Annotated in this window: 15 protein-coding genes and 1 pseudogene; 8 read left to right on the forward strand and 8 right to left on the reverse strand. The window is 62.3% G+C overall.

Features of this window, described 5'->3' with window-relative positions; translation table 11 throughout:
• Positions 1 to 74 precede the first annotated feature (74 nt).
• The 3 genes from NKH33_RS05765 to NKH33_RS05775 form a co-directional block, all read right to left on the reverse strand.
• On the reverse strand, positions 75 to 734 hold the full coding sequence (locus NKH33_RS05765; RefSeq protein WP_023678511.1) for a peroxiredoxin: 660 nt from the start codon (positions 732 to 734) through the stop codon (positions 75 to 77).
• A gap of 175 nt (positions 735 to 909) precedes the next feature.
• Positions 910 to 1,275 carry a cell division protein ZapA gene (locus tag NKH33_RS05770; RefSeq protein WP_254816554.1) on the reverse strand — a complete coding sequence of 122 codons (366 nt, stop codon included), beginning with the start codon at positions 1,273 to 1,275 and terminating at the stop codon, positions 910 to 912.
• A 4-nt stretch (positions 1,276 to 1,279) separates the two neighbouring features.
• Positions 1,280 to 1,552, reverse strand: a complete 273-nt coding sequence (locus tag NKH33_RS05775; RefSeq protein WP_006200774.1) for a DUF4164 domain-containing protein — start codon at positions 1,550 to 1,552, stop codon at positions 1,280 to 1,282.
• A gap of 260 nt (positions 1,553 to 1,812) precedes the next feature.
• Between NKH33_RS05775 and tkt the strand changes: the two genes are divergently transcribed.
• The 3 genes from tkt to NKH33_RS05790 all read left to right on the forward strand — a co-directional run bounded on the left by tkt (position 1,813) and on the right by NKH33_RS05790 (position 7,080).
• Complete coding sequence (gene tkt / locus NKH33_RS05780; protein WP_352918446.1) at positions 1,813 to 3,804, forward strand: transketolase; 1,992 nt, start codon at positions 1,813 to 1,815, stop codon at positions 3,802 to 3,804.
• 158 nt (positions 3,805 to 3,962) lie between these two features.
• Positions 3,963 to 4,973 (forward strand): type I glyceraldehyde-3-phosphate dehydrogenase, encoded by a 1,011-nt coding sequence (gap, locus tag NKH33_RS05785; protein ID WP_352918447.1) that lies wholly within the window; start codon positions 3,963 to 3,965, stop codon positions 4,971 to 4,973.
• A gap of 217 nt (positions 4,974 to 5,190) precedes the next feature.
• Positions 5,191 to 7,080, forward strand: coding sequence for a potassium/proton antiporter (locus NKH33_RS05790; RefSeq protein ID WP_352918449.1), 1,890 nt, complete (start codon positions 5,191 to 5,193; stop codon positions 7,078 to 7,080).
• Between the two features lie 169 nt (positions 7,081 to 7,249).
• Here NKH33_RS05790 and NKH33_RS05795 read toward each other — a convergent pair whose 3' ends face one another.
• A complete protein-coding gene (locus NKH33_RS05795; protein ID WP_352457948.1) occupies positions 7,250 to 8,167 on the reverse strand; it encodes a polyprenyl synthetase family protein in 918 nt (305 codons plus the stop codon).
• A 79-nt stretch (positions 8,168 to 8,246) separates the two neighbouring features.
• On the opposite strand from NKH33_RS05795, the gene NKH33_RS05800 reads away from it, so the two are divergent.
• The 3 genes from NKH33_RS05800 to NKH33_RS05810 all read left to right on the forward strand — a co-directional run bounded on the left by NKH33_RS05800 (position 8,247) and on the right by NKH33_RS05810 (position 9,929).
• Positions 8,247 to 9,005, forward strand: a complete 759-nt coding sequence (locus NKH33_RS05800) for a biosynthetic peptidoglycan transglycosylase (RefSeq protein WP_031212144.1) — start codon at positions 8,247 to 8,249, stop codon at positions 9,003 to 9,005.
• A 139-nt stretch (positions 9,006 to 9,144) separates the two neighbouring features.
• Entirely contained in the window at positions 9,145 to 9,327 is a 183-nt protein-coding gene (rpmF, locus tag NKH33_RS05805; protein WP_006203806.1) for a 50S ribosomal protein L32, read from the forward strand.
• 200 nt (positions 9,328 to 9,527) lie between these two features.
• Positions 9,528 to 9,929 (forward strand): hypothetical protein, encoded by a 402-nt coding sequence (locus NKH33_RS05810; RefSeq protein WP_352500775.1) that lies wholly within the window; start codon positions 9,528 to 9,530, stop codon positions 9,927 to 9,929.
• A 10-nt stretch (positions 9,930 to 9,939) separates the two neighbouring features.
• Here the strand turns inward: NKH33_RS05810 and NKH33_RS05815 are convergent.
• The 3 genes and pseudogenes from NKH33_RS05815 to NKH33_RS05825 form a co-directional block, all read right to left on the reverse strand.
• Positions 9,940 to 10,350: pseudogene (locus NKH33_RS05815) on the reverse strand (GlcG/HbpS family heme-binding protein).
• A 97-nt stretch (positions 10,351 to 10,447) separates the two neighbouring features.
• Positions 10,448 to 10,678 (reverse strand): hypothetical protein, encoded by a 231-nt coding sequence (locus tag NKH33_RS05820; protein WP_023678501.1) that lies wholly within the window; start codon positions 10,676 to 10,678, stop codon positions 10,448 to 10,450.
• Between the two features lie 75 nt (positions 10,679 to 10,753).
• Positions 10,754 to 11,278 (reverse strand): winged helix-turn-helix transcriptional regulator, encoded by a 525-nt coding sequence (locus tag NKH33_RS05825; RefSeq protein ID WP_352918451.1) that lies wholly within the window; start codon positions 11,276 to 11,278, stop codon positions 10,754 to 10,756.
• Positions 11,279 to 11,374: 96 nt separating this feature from the next.
• Between NKH33_RS05825 and NKH33_RS05830 the strand changes: the two genes are divergently transcribed.
• Complete coding sequence (locus tag NKH33_RS05830) at positions 11,375 to 12,226, forward strand: alpha/beta fold hydrolase (RefSeq protein ID WP_352471302.1); 852 nt, start codon at positions 11,375 to 11,377, stop codon at positions 12,224 to 12,226.
• 61 nt (positions 12,227 to 12,287) lie between these two features.
• Positions 12,288 to 12,944 carry a glutathione S-transferase family protein gene (locus NKH33_RS05835; protein WP_352771901.1) on the forward strand — a complete coding sequence of 219 codons (657 nt, stop codon included), beginning with the start codon at positions 12,288 to 12,290 and terminating at the stop codon, positions 12,942 to 12,944.
• 143 nt (positions 12,945 to 13,087) lie between these two features.
• Here the strand turns inward: NKH33_RS05835 and NKH33_RS05840 are convergent, their stop codons facing one another.
• Positions 13,088 to 13,375 carry an ArsR/SmtB family transcription factor gene (locus NKH33_RS05840; protein WP_023678497.1) on the reverse strand — a complete coding sequence of 96 codons (288 nt, stop codon included), beginning with the start codon at positions 13,373 to 13,375 and terminating at the stop codon, positions 13,088 to 13,090.
• Between the last annotated feature and the right edge of the window lie 24 nt (positions 13,376 to 13,399).

The following is a 13,399-nucleotide window of genomic DNA, read 5'->3' on the forward strand; positions in this document are numbered from 1 at the left end:
AACCAGGCATCGTCAAGCACCCCATGCTCACACGGCCAGGAAAACCGAAAACTCTCTGTGCCGCCTCTGCCTGCTCAGGCGGAAGGCTGCTTGGTTTTCCTGAGATATGGCAGGATCGTCTCATAGGCGCCGAAGCGCTTGATGGCATCCTCATTCGAGACGGCAGCGGTGATGATGACGTCCTCGCCCTGCTTCCAGTTCGCCGGCGTCGCCACCTGGTGCTTGGCGGTCAGCTGCATGGAATCGATGGCGCGCAGGATTTCGTCGAAGTTGCGGCCCGTCGTCATCGGGTAGGTGAGAACCAGCTTGATCTTCTTGTCGGGCCCGATGACGTAAACCGAACGCACCGTGGCATTGTCGGCGGGCGTGCGGCCTTCCGAGCTCTCGCCGGCACCCGCCGGCAGCATCTCGTAAAGCTTGGCGACCTTGAGATCCTTGTCGCCGATCAGCGGGTAGTTCACCGAATGACCGGTCGCGGTCTTGATGTCGTTCTGCCACTTTTCATGGCTTTGGACGGGATCGACCGAGATGCCGATGATCTTGACGTTGCGCTTCCTGAACTCGCCTTCGAGCCCGGCCATTGTGCCGAGTTCGGTCGTGCAAACCGGCGTAAAGTTCTTCGGATGGCTGAACAATACCGCCCAGCCGTCGCCGATCCATTCATGGAAGCTGATCGGTCCTTGCGTGGTCTCAGCGGTGAAGTCCGGTGCGATATCGTTGATGCGAAGGCTCATGACGTGTCCCTTACCCTGTGCGTGCAGATCGCAGCCGGCGTTGCCCGGCGCTGCTTTTGCCTTTCTATCACTCCGGCGTCATCCTTCAAACGCCTGTTGCGCCGGCATCAAGGCCGGCGGCGAAATATTTTCATTGCTTCTCGGCAAATGCAGCAGGAATTTTCGCTGCGCTGGTTCAGGCCTTGTTCACTGCCAGCGTCGTCGCCAGGTCTTCCATGCGCTGGGCCAGTGCGCCGAGCGCCCCGGTCAGCACGGAATCGTTCTTGTCGGCCTTGGTCAGTGCGTCGTCGCGCGTCTTGCGCAGCGTCAGCACTTCGCTTTCCATGCCCTTGACCCGCTTCTGCAGTTCCGAAAGCTCGTCCATGACCATGATGCCGGCCATCACGGTCAGCCGCTGGTCGCCGATCTCGCCAAAAGAATCCTTCAGATGCGAGACATAGCGGTCGAAGCGCTCGGCAAGATCGATCAGATGCTCTTCCTGGCCCTCGTCGCAGGCCATCCGATACTGCTTGCCGTCGATGGAAACCGTGACTTGTGCCATTGGCCTACCTGTCCAGTACCGCGCGGATGGTTTCCATAGCTGTCACCAGCCTTCGCGACACTTCCTTGTTGGCATCTTCCAGCCGTTCGGCGCGGGCCTCGGAATTGTCGAGCTCCTGCGCCAGCCGCGAGCGGTCGGCGTTCATCCGCTGCACTTCGGCCTCGGCTTCCGAATAGTCCCGCTCATGCTCAAGCTTGGCCGCGACGGCGTTTTCCAGCCCTTCGATGGCCTTACCCAGCCTGGCAATGACTTCCTTGAGGGTCGTTTCCCCGGTCATGGCTTTCGTCCTGCGCCCTGCCCATCACCGAATCATCCACGTTCAGAACGCGTTATCCCTGAAACATTACGCGTCGTGTGAACCGCACGTCAATAAAGCTGTCGCGACTGTCCCCTGCTAACGCTAATGTAAGTCGCGCACGGCCATCACAAGACCGGCAAAAGCACACCGATTTGTTGACTAAAAGGCCGCGCCTGCTATGTGTCGCGCACCCTTTTCAAGGGCTTTCCCAAGGCCCAAACCCCCATTTTGGAGGAAGCATGACCTCGCGCGAACAACATGACCGGATGGCCAATGCGATCCGTTTTCTCGCCATGGACGCCGTCGAGAAGGCAAATTCCGGCCACCCCGGACTGCCCATGGGCTGCGCCGACATCGCCACGGTGCTGTTCACCCGCTTTCTCAAATACGATCCGAAAAACCCGCATTGGCCGGACCGCGACCGCTTTATCCTGTCGGCCGGCCACGGATCGATGCTGCTTTACTCGCTGCTCTATCTGACCGGCTACGAAGACATCACCATCGACCAGATCAAGCAGTTCCGCCAATTGGGGTCGAGGACGGCGGGCCACCCGGAATACGGCCATGCCGCGGGCATTGAGACGACGACCGGCCCACTCGGCCAGGGCCTTGCCAATTCGGTCGGCTTCGCGCTCGGCGAGCGCATCATGAATGCCGCTTTCGGCAAAGATCTCGTCGACCACTACACCTATGTGCTGGCCGGCGACGGCTGCCTGATGGAAGGCGTATCCCAGGAAGCCATCGCGCTTGCCGGGCATCTGAAACTGAACAAGCTGATCGTCTTCTGGGACAACAACAACATCTCGATCGATGGCCCGGTGTCGCTCGCCGATAACACCGATCAGGTCGCCCGCTTCCAGGCGTCCGGCTGGAATGCCAGCCATATCGACGGCCAGGACCCGGAAGCGATCGCCTATGCCATCGAAGCGGCCCGCCACTCCGACAAGCCGACGATGATCGCCTGCAAGACGACCATCGGCTTCGGCGCGCCGACCAAGGCCGGCACCAACAAGGCGCATGGCTCGCCGCTCGGCGCCGAGGAAATCGCTGGCGCCAGAAAATTCTTCGACTGGGATTATCCGCCCTTCGAGGTTCCGGCCGATATCCTCGACGCATGGCGTACCGCCGGGCGGACAGGCGTCAAGGCGCGCACCGACTGGGAAAGCCGCCTTGCCAAGGCTGATGCCAAATTGCGCAGCGAGTTCGAACGCCGCATCAGTGGCACGCTGCCGGCCAACTTCGACGCCGTCATTGGCGATTACAAGAAGAAGCTCGCCGCCGACAAGCCGAAGGTCGCCACCCGTAAGTCATCGGAAATGGCGCTGGAGGTCATCAACGGCGCCGTGCCCGAAACCATCGGCGGCTCGGCCGATTTGACCGGCTCCAACAACACCAAGACCAGCCAGACCAAGAACATCACCGCCGACGATTACGGCCAGCGCTACGTTCATTACGGCGTTCGCGAGCACGGCATGGCGGCCGCGCTCAACGGGCTGACATTGCATGGCGGCATTATCGCCTATGGCGGCACTTTCATGTGCTTTTCCGACTATGCCCGTCCGGCGATGCGGCTTGCTTCGCTGATGGGCATCCGCTCGATCTTCGTCATGACCCATGATTCCATCGGCCTTGGCGAAGACGGCCCGACCCATCAGCCGGTCGAGCATCTGGCAGCACTTCGCGCCATTCCGAACCACAATGTCTTCCGCCCCGCCGATGCGGTGGAAACCGCGGAATGCTGGCAGTTGGCCATTGAGTCGGAAAAGACGCCTTCGACATTGGCGCTGACCCGGCAGAACCTGCCGACGGTACGCAACGACTTCGTTGCGGAAAACCTCTCCAGCCGCGGCGCCTATGAACTTGCCGCCGCCAGTGGCGAGGCGGCGGTGACGATCTTCGCGTCGGGCTCCGAGGTCGAGATCGCGCTGGCCGCCCGCGAGGCCTTGGAAAAGCACGGCCACGCGACCCGCGTCGTCTCGGTGCCGTGTTTCGAATTGTTCGACAAGCAGAGCGCCGACTATCGCAGCAGGACGATCGGCAATGCGCCGCTCAAGATTGCCATCGAAGCCGGCATCCGTCAGGGCTGGGATCACTTCATCGGCACCGACGGCATCTTTGTCGGCATGACCGGCTTCGGCGCCTCCGGCACCATCGAACAGCTCTACCCGCATTTCGGCATCACAGCCGAGGCAACGGTGAAGGCGGCGGAAGCCCGTCTGCATGGCAAATGAAAGTGAGCCTCGCCCGGCAAAGGCTGGCATAGCGGTTTTGCCGGGCGGTGGAGCACTAATCGATTTAAATCCACGCCTCGGCGGCTGGATTCTTTGCCCGTCCGCCGTTATGAAGCTGCGGACTTGATCTTCGGCCTCCAACTCCCAGGGAGAGAACAATGACCGTCAGAGTTGCCATCAACGGATTCGGCCGCATCGGCCGCAACATCCTGCGCGCCATCCATGAATCCGGCCGCAAGGATATCGACGTCGTCGCGGTCAACGATCTCGGCCCGGTCGAGACCAACGCGCATCTGCTGCGCTTCGACAGCGTGCATGGCCGCTTTCCGCATGAGGTGACGGTTGACGGCGACCAGATCATCGTCGGCAAGGAAAAATTCAAGGTCACCGCGATCAAGGATCCGACGCAACTGCCCTGGAAGGAGCTTGGCATCGACATCGCGCTCGAATGCACCGGCATCTTCACCGCCCGCGACAAGGCCGTCGCCCATCTGACCGCCGGTGCCAAGCGCGTTCTCGTCTCCGCTCCGGCAGAGGGCGCCGATCTCACCGTCGTCTATGGCATCAATCACGACAAGCTGACCAAGGACCACATCGTCATCTCGAACGCCTCCTGCACCACCAACTGCCTGGCGCCGCTGGCGGCCGTGCTGGATGAGGCGGTCGGCATCGAGAAGGGCATGATGACGACGATCCATTCCTACACCGGCGACCAGCCGACGCTGGACACCATGCACAAGGACCTCTACCGCGCCCGCGCCGCCGCGCTGTCGCAGATTCCGACCTCGACCGGTGCTGCCAAGGCCATTGGCCTGGTACTGCCCGAACTCAAGGGCAAGCTCGACGGCATCTCCATCCGCGTGCCGACCCCGAACGTCTCGCTCGTCGATTTCAAGTTTATCGCCAAACGGCCGACCACCGTCCAGAAGATCAATGACGCGGTGATCGCCGCCTCGAACGGCAAGCTGAAGGGCATCCTCGCCGTTACCCGTCACCCCAATGTTTCGATCGACTTCAACCATGATCCGCATTCCTCGATCGTGGCGCTCGACCAGACCAAGGTCATGGACGGCAACTTCGTTTCGGTGCTGTCGTGGTACGACAATGAGTGGGGCTTTTCCAACCGCATGGGCGATACCGCCGTCGCCTTCGGCAAGACCATCGCCTGATCGCAGAGCCAGCTTCTCGACTTGGAGACGCCCGGCTCAGTCCGGGCGTTTTTCATTGCAGCACGAACCGCCGAGGCACGCTCCGCTGCTCGGGGGTGCCAAAACTTTCGACGATCGGCAGCGTGGGGCAAAAAGCCACGCTGCTGCCTTGCAGCGGCCATGTCTTCGCCCCACTCTCCCGTGATGCCGTAGCATATCGACTAGGGGCGACCAACGAATGGAGCATGGTATCTATCTTGTGACGCTCGTTGGCGCAGCACTTGTCGTTGCCGCCGCGTTTTCAAGCCTGATCGCCTTCCGTTTCGGCGCCCCTCTCCTGCTGCTGTTTCTCTGCATCGGCCTCGCCACCGGAACCGACGGTCTCGGCATCCATTTCGACAATGCCCGAGTTGCTTATTTTGCCGGCTCATTGGCGCTGGCGGTCATCCTTTTCGATTCCGGCTTCGGCACGCCGCTCAACGCCTTGCGGCAGGCGGCCGGGCCGGCGCTGTCGCTGGCCACATTCGGCGTCCTTTTGACCACCGGGCTCTTCGGCGCCGCCGCCTATTATCTGCTCGACCTGACCTGGCTGGAATCCTTCCTGCTCGGTGCCGCCGTCGCCTCGACCGACGCCGCGGCGGTGTTCTTCCTGCTGCGCGCCGGCGAGATCAATTTGCGCGAGCGCGTGCGGTCCACGCTCGAGGTGGAATCCGGCACAAATGACCCGATCGCCATCTTCCTGACCATCACGCTGGTCGAGGTCATCGCCGGCAATACCCACCCCGAGGCCAAGGTGCTGGTCACCGATCTTGCCGTCGGCTTCCTTGTCAACATGGGGCTCGGCGCGGTCATCGGCATTCTCGGCGGCATGGCCATTGTGCGCCTTGTCGATCGCCTCAATCTCGATCACGGCCTGCTGCCGATCTTCGTGCTGACGCTGTCGCTTATGGTGTTCGCTGCCGCCGGTGCCGTCGGCGGCTCCGGCTTCCTGGCGGTCTATCTCGCAGGCCTGATTGCCGGCAATTCCGATATCCGGGCCGTGACCATCCTCAAGCGCTTCCAGGACGGCATGTCGTGGCTGGCGCAGATCATCATGTTCCTGATCCTCGGCCTGTTCGCGACGCCTTCACAATTTCCGGCGATCCTGGTGCCGGCAGTGCTGCTCGGCCTGTTCCTGGTATTTGTGGCACGGCCAATCGCCGTCTGGCTCTGCCTGGTGCCGTTCCGTCTGCCACGCCCGGAAGTCGCCTTCGTCTCGTGGGTTGGCCTGCGCGGTGCCGTGTCGATCCTGCTTGCCATCACGCCGCTGCTCGGCGGTCTTGAGAACGGCCGCCTCATCTTCAACACTGCCTTCATCATCGTGCTGGTCTCGCTGATCATCCAGGGATGGACCGTCGGGCCGCTGGCGCGCCGTCTCGGCCTTATCGTGCCGGCCCGCCTGGGACCGCTCGACAAGGTCGAATTGGAACTGCCGGGCTCCGCCCATCATGAGCTTCTCGCCTACCGCGTGTCACCTGGCAGCCCGGTGGCGCGCGGCGAACGCATTCCGCGCTGGGCGCGGCCGTCGCTGGTGCTGCGCGACGGACGCTCGATGCGCTTCCAGGATATGGGCCGGCTCGCGGCCGGCGACCATGTCTACATCTTCGTGCCGGACCGCTATCCGCGCCTGCTCGACAAGCTGTTCGCCAGCCGTGCCGTGGTCGATCCCGAGGACGCGGATTTCTTCGGCGCCTTCGCCGTCGATCCGTCACGCCCCGCCGAGGAACTGGAAACCGCCTACGCGCCGGGCCTGACCGAAGCGGAACGCAAGCTCAGCATTGGCGACCTGGTCACTACGCGGCTCGGCGGCCACGCCGAATATGCCGACCGCGTGCTGCTCGGTCCGATCGAGCTGATCGTCCGCGACGTCGACGACAAGGGCAGGATCACCGGCCTTGGCCTGTCCTTTGAGCCGACCGCGCCGGTGGCGCGCGTTCCGGTGTTTCTCAGTGCCGGCGAAATCCGCGACCGCATCGCCGCCTTCATCCGCAACCGGCGCAAGCCGGCCGAGGCGCGAGCGGTCGAGGCGGCGGCCGAGATGGAAACGGTTCCGCAGCCCGTGGTGGAAAAGACAACTGGCGAAGGCTGACCGCTGTCCACCCGAGCCGCGGAACCCTGCCGCGAGGCTGAAGAATGGCTCAGCAACTGGTGTGGCGCGTCCATGTGTTCCGACATCGCCGGAAATGATCCCGATCGGCCGGTTGCGAGGACGTTCGGCCGATCAGTCGCCAATTCTCCGGCGCGCCATAGGGGCGCGCTTAATTGTTGCGGGCCGCTACGAACTGCGCCGCTTGTTTCAGAAGCGCAGCTTGCTCGCCAAAAGGTTCGAGCAACGCATGAGCCTGGTCAACGAGGCCATGGAGCTGGCCCCGCGCCCAGTCCGGTCCGTGCAGCGCGACCAGCGTCGCCTTGCCGGCCGCGGCATCCTTGCCGGTCGCCTTGCCCATCTGATGCGCGTCGGCGGTCAGGTCGAGCAGATCGTCGGCAAGCTGAAAGGCAAGCCCGATCGCCGAGCCGAACTCGGCCAGCCTCTCGCGGTCGCCCGACGGCGCGCCGGCAAGGATAGCGCCCGCTTCGCAGGCAAAGCGGATCAGCGCACCGGTTTTCATCGCCTGAAGCCGGATGATGCCGGCCTCGTCCGGCCGGCTTTGTTCGGCTTCGAGATCGAGCATCTGGCCGCCGACCATGCTTCCCGCCCCGGCGGCGCGGGCCAGTGCCAGCACCAGCGTTGCCCTGCGCTCGGCCGGCAGCATTGTCGCCTCGTCGGCAAGGATGTCGAAGGCAAGTGTCAGCAAGGCGTCGCCCGCAAGAATGGCGGTTGCCTCATCGAAAGCCCTGTGCACGGTCGGCTGGCCGCGGCGCAAATCATCGTCGTCCATGGCCGGCAGATCGTCATGGATGAGCGAATAGCAGTGCACGCATTCGAGCGCCGCCGCGACGCGCAGCGCCGCCTCGCCGTCGGCTGAAAACAGTGCAGCACTTTCCATGACCAGGAAGGGACGCAGTCGTTTGCCGCCGTTCAGCACGCCATGTCGCATTGCCGCCATCAGGCGTTCGGGCCGCGCGACCTCGCCCGAAAGCGTCCGTCCGTCGAGCAACCGCCTCAGCAGCGCCTCGAGCGGAACTGCCCGGGCAATAAGTGCAGCTTCGAACGCCATTTGGTCGTCTTTCGTCATGGTCGGGAGCGGTAGCCGACACTCAGACGTTGCGCAAGAAGCCAAGCGCCATTATGCCGGGGGCAGGGAGTAGCGCGGACTGGGTGGCTTGGCGGAACCGATCGTCGATCACGAAACCGAAGGGTTGGACATGGCGAGACCGAGACGCGGCAGCCGCATCGGTCTTCAACGCTGGGTCCGGCGCGGCATCGCCGTCGCCGTCGTGCTGGCGCTGGTGCCGGTGGTGCTGACCTTCCTGTACCTGCCGACATTCGTGCATCCGGTGTCGACATTGATGCTGAAGGACCTGGCGACGTTTTCTGGCTACGATCGGCGCTGGGTTTCCATCGACGATGTGGCGCCGGTGCTGGCATATTCGGTCATCATGTCGGAGGACGGGCAGTTCTGTTTCCATCGCGGCGTCGATCTGGGCGAGTTGCGCGGCGTCGTCGACGATGCGCTCGCCGGCGAGATGACACGTGGCGCCTCGACCATCACCATGCAGACGGTAAAGAATCTTTATCTATGGTCGCGGCCGTTGGGCTCGGTCCGTAAGGTCGTGGAACTGCCGCTGGCCGTCTATTTCGATGCGGTGCTGTCGAAACGGCGGATCATGGAGATCTACCTCAACATCGCCGAATGGGGACCGGGCATCTACGGTATCGAGGCCGCCGCCCAGCATCATTTCGGCGTCTCGGCAAAACAGCTGTCGCGCCGGCAGGCAGCGCTGCTTGCCGTCACCTTGCCGAATCCGATCGTGCGCAATCCGGCGAAGCCCGGGCCGGGACTGAGGCGGCTTGCCGCGTTGATCGAACGGCGCGCCGGCCGCGCCGGCGCCTATGTCGGTTGCCTGCGATAGTGTCAAAAAAAAACACGGCGACGCTGGCCAAAACGCCGTCGGGCGTGTATAGGCACCCGACTTTCTCAGATTCCGGCCCCTGATGTGGCCCTTTCACGAGGGCCGCCGGGGCGTTTTGACCATGTAGTGGAGCATATCCATGGCCGTTCCGAAACGAAAAACCTCTCCGTCGAAGCGCGGCATGCGCCGTTCTGCCGACGCACTGAAGGCCCCGACCTATGTCGAGGACAAGAACTCCGGCGAGATGCGCCGTCCGCACCATATCGACCTGAAGACCGGCATGTATCGCGGTCGCCAGGTTCTGGAGCCGAAGGAAAGCTGATAGAGCTTTCGACGGTTTATTGGGTTGCGAAACGACCGGCCATTGGCCGGTCTTTTTGCGTTTGCGGCAACTGATCGTATCAGCCGGGCCTGACATTGTTGTTTCACGCCGTCTTTGTCCGTGTTTATCGGCCGCACGAAAATTCTTGACGGCGAACGCCGGGCGCACTCTACAAAGATCAGTCCAACCGGAGCCGCCACATGTTCGGTGCCATCCCGCTGCTGATCGTGCCTTTCATCCTCTACAATCTTGGGCTTCTGGGAATATTCGGCAGCGGCGACGATCCGTGGGCCACCGAAATGTTTTCGGTCCGGATGATGTCGGGTGGCGTGTTCTCGATGACCCTCGGCGACCTCATCGTGCTGATCGCACTGATCTTCTTGTTCGTAGAAGTGGTGAAGTCGACGCGCACGACAAGTGCCTCGATCATGGACCATCTTTTGTCGACCTTCGTCTTTGTGGCCTATCTGGTCGAGTTCCTGCTGGTGAAGGGCGCCGCCCATTCCGTCTTCTTCACACTGATGGTCATAGCGCTGATCGACGTGCTGGCCGGCTTTTCGGTGTCGATGCGGTCGGCCACCCGCGACATCAATATGAATTAAGGATCCCGGCTCAGCCCGGGTCAGCGGTGAAGCCAGCCGCCTCGAGCCGGCGATGGCTGCCGTTTCATCATTGTCGAACGTGTCGCCGGAAATACCGACGGCGCCGATGATCGTGCCGGCGTTGTCGCGGATCAGCACGCCGCGCGCCCGACACGTCGGAGACGCCGGCGATCAGATGCGGGCGCTCCTTGGCGAAAGCTTCCACCCGGCGCGAGCCCATGCCGATAGCGAGCGCGCCATAGGCCTTGCCGGCCGACATTTGCGGACGCACGAACGAGACGCCGTCCTGACGCTGGAACGCGACCAGATAGGCGCCGGCGTCGAGCACCGAGACGCCAAGCGGCCTGAGCTTGAGCTAGGCACCCTTGGCAACGGCGGCGGCGATGATTTCAAGGGCTTTGTCGAGCGTCAGTGCGGTCATGGCCGTCTCCTGAACGCGCCAGTTATCAACCGGCAGAACAGACTCCGAGTGAACTGTTTCGCGTGCGAAAGGAAGCATGGATTCTGGGAGCGCCGGCCTATTTCTTCTTGGCCCGAGGCTTCTTCACCGGGGCCGGAGGCGCATTGGCCAGGTCTTCCGCTTCCTTGGCGAGGCGCAGCGCCCGCAGCTTGTTGGTCTTGGCCTGGCGAGCGTCGCTCTCGGCGACATATTCCGCCATCGCCTTCTGGCGAACCGTGGCTGCCTCTTCCTGTTTCTTGAAACGCAAATCGGCCCGCGCACGGGCAGTGTCCTTAGAGTTCTCGACCAAGAGCGTTATCCAATCCGTAAATTATCTTCAGTCCCTTGATAGCAGAGCCAGCCCGCAATTGGGAAAATAAGTTGGTCATGGCGCCGGGTCGCAGCCGACGCGCTCCGCCTTGCGGGCGACGACCGCATCGTATCCGGCCTGCAAAGTCTCGCGGACGGTGGGTCCAGATGGGGCGGGAGACGCACCCAGATGCTCGTGGCGCAACTCGTTCATGAACTTGTCCCACATCGGCGGGCCGGCTTTTTCCAGAAGCTCGGCACGGATAGAGAGCTCTTCGCTGACCGGCAGCCAGACGCGACCCCAGGCGCCGAGATGCGCCAGGATCGGCACCAGCGTAATCGCCATTTCGGTCAGGCTGTAGATCGCTTTTTGCTTATGGGAGGGATCGTCCGCCTTGGTCAGCATGCCGAGCTCCTTCAGCCTCTTCAGCCGGTCGGCGAGGATGTTGGAGGCGATGCCCTCCACCGAGCCGTTGAGCAGTTCGCGAAAGTGGCGTCTGCCGCCGAAGATGATGTCGCGAAGGATGATCAGGCTCCACCGGTCACCGAACACTTCGAGCGACAGGTTGATGGGGCATCCGGACCGACGATCGATGTTCATGCGAATCTCCAAAACCGGTTGCATTATCGTATCGGTTTTAATATCGTACAACTGATTGCAAAATGCAATCGGATTGGAAGCCCAGGGAGGAAAGCCATGAAAAACGCCGAACACCCCGAAATCGCATCCCAGACGTTCGGCGATCCGGCCCATCCTGCGGTGTTGTTGATCATGGGCGCGATGGCTTCCATGCTTTGGTGGCCCGAAGCGTTTTGCCGGAAGCTGGCCGGCGAGGGTCGCTTCGTGATCCGCTATGACAATCGCGATACCGGCCGTTCGACCAAGTACGCGCCGGGCGAGCCGCCTTATACATTTGACGACATGGCGGACGATGCTATCCGCGTCCTTGACGACCATGGAATCCGAAAGGCGCACGTGGTCGGCATGTCGATGGGCGGCATGATCGCGCAGCTTGTTGCGTTGAAATACCCGGCGCGTGTCACTTCGCTGACGGTGATCAGCAGCTCGCCCCTGGGCATCGATACTTCGCATCTGCCCGGAACCACCGAGGCCTATAGGAACCACTCGGCTGAAGGCGCCAAGGTCGACTGGGCGGACCGGGGCCAAGTGGTCGATTTCATCGTCAAGGACGCGCATGCGCTCACCGGTGCGGCGCACTCTTTCGACGAGCAGCGAACACGGGCTTTCGTCGAACAGGATTATGACCGGTCCGGCGGTTTTCTAAGTGCGACCAATCATTTCATGCTCAAGAGTGGCGAAGATGGGAGCGGCGAGCACTGGACGGGTCGGCTGCGCAACATGAAAATCCCGCTCCTCGTTATCCACGGCACCGACGATCCCATCTTTCCAGTCGAGCATGGCGCCGCTCTTGCCGACGCGGTCGCCGGTGCAAGGTTGCTCCGGATCGAGGGCGGCGGCCACGAGCTGCATCCCGACGACTGGGCCGCGATCATCGATGCGATCGTCGCCCACAGCCGGGCCACGTAGCAGCGGGCCGAACCTTGACACCGGATGCCCGCGAGACGAAGCACCAAAGATAGGAGCAAAAATGTCCCTGATTATGCACCTTCATCCACTGGCCTCCTTCTGCTGGAAGCCGCTGATCGCGCTCTATGAGAACGGCACGCCATTCACATCCGTCGTTGTCGATCTCGGCAATGAACAATCGCGGGCGGCGTTTCTGAAATTGTGGCCGCTCGGCAAGATGCCGGTGCTGCGCGATGAAGCGCTTGACCGGACCGTGCCGGAATCGACGATCGTCATCGAATATCTCAACGCGTATTATCCTGGGCCGGTCGAACTGATCCCCGCCGATCTCGATCTCGCTCGCCAGACCCGGCTCGCCGACCGCTTCTATGACTTCTACGTCCAGGAACCGATGCAGAAGATCGTTGGCGACCGGCTGCGGCCGGAGGGCAAGACCGATCCGTTCGGCGTCGAGCAGGCCCGCGCCCAGCTGCGCAGCTCCTACGCCATCATTGAACAGGACATGCGGTCGAGGACATGGACGGTGGGTGCGAGCTTCACCATGGCCGACTGCGCTGCCGCCCCCGCGCTGTTCTACGCCAACAAGGTCGAGCCGTTCGGAGACGAATATCCTGCGGTCAGGCGCTATCACGACCGATTGCTGCAACGCCCCTCGGTTGCCCGTGTGATCGAGGAAGCACAGCCGTATTTCAAGCTCTTCCCCTACAACAATGGCTAGAGTGGTTTATCGTTTCACGGAAACGCCGAACCGCTCTATCTCTTTGTTTTTGCGCAATTCCGGACGGAAAACCGTTTCACACTTTTCCTGGAATTGCTCTAGGCTCGATGCTGCATAGTTGCTCGACGCGCTGACGATGCCTCTCAGCTTCCGGGTGAACCGAGCTGCTCCGCATCCCAGAACTGGTCAAGCCAGATGTTGAGCTTCAGGAAGCCGGCATTGCTGACCGTATAGACGCGCCTGGTGCCTTCCGGCTTGGCGTTGACCAACCCCGCATCAAGCAGCACCTTCAGGTGCTGCGAAACGGCCGGGCGGGACACCGGCAAGCCGGATGCCAATTCGTTGACGGTCTTCGGTCCGCGCCGGAGCTCTTCCAAGAGATGGCGCCGGTTGGGATCGGCAATCGCCATGAAGGCGTCGGAAAGCATCATGCCTTATTTGTGGGGCAAAGCGCC

Origin of the sequence: Mesorhizobium sp. M1182 (assembly GCF_040318335.1) — a bacterium.
Lineage (GTDB): Bacteria > Pseudomonadota > Alphaproteobacteria > Rhizobiales > Rhizobiaceae > Mesorhizobium.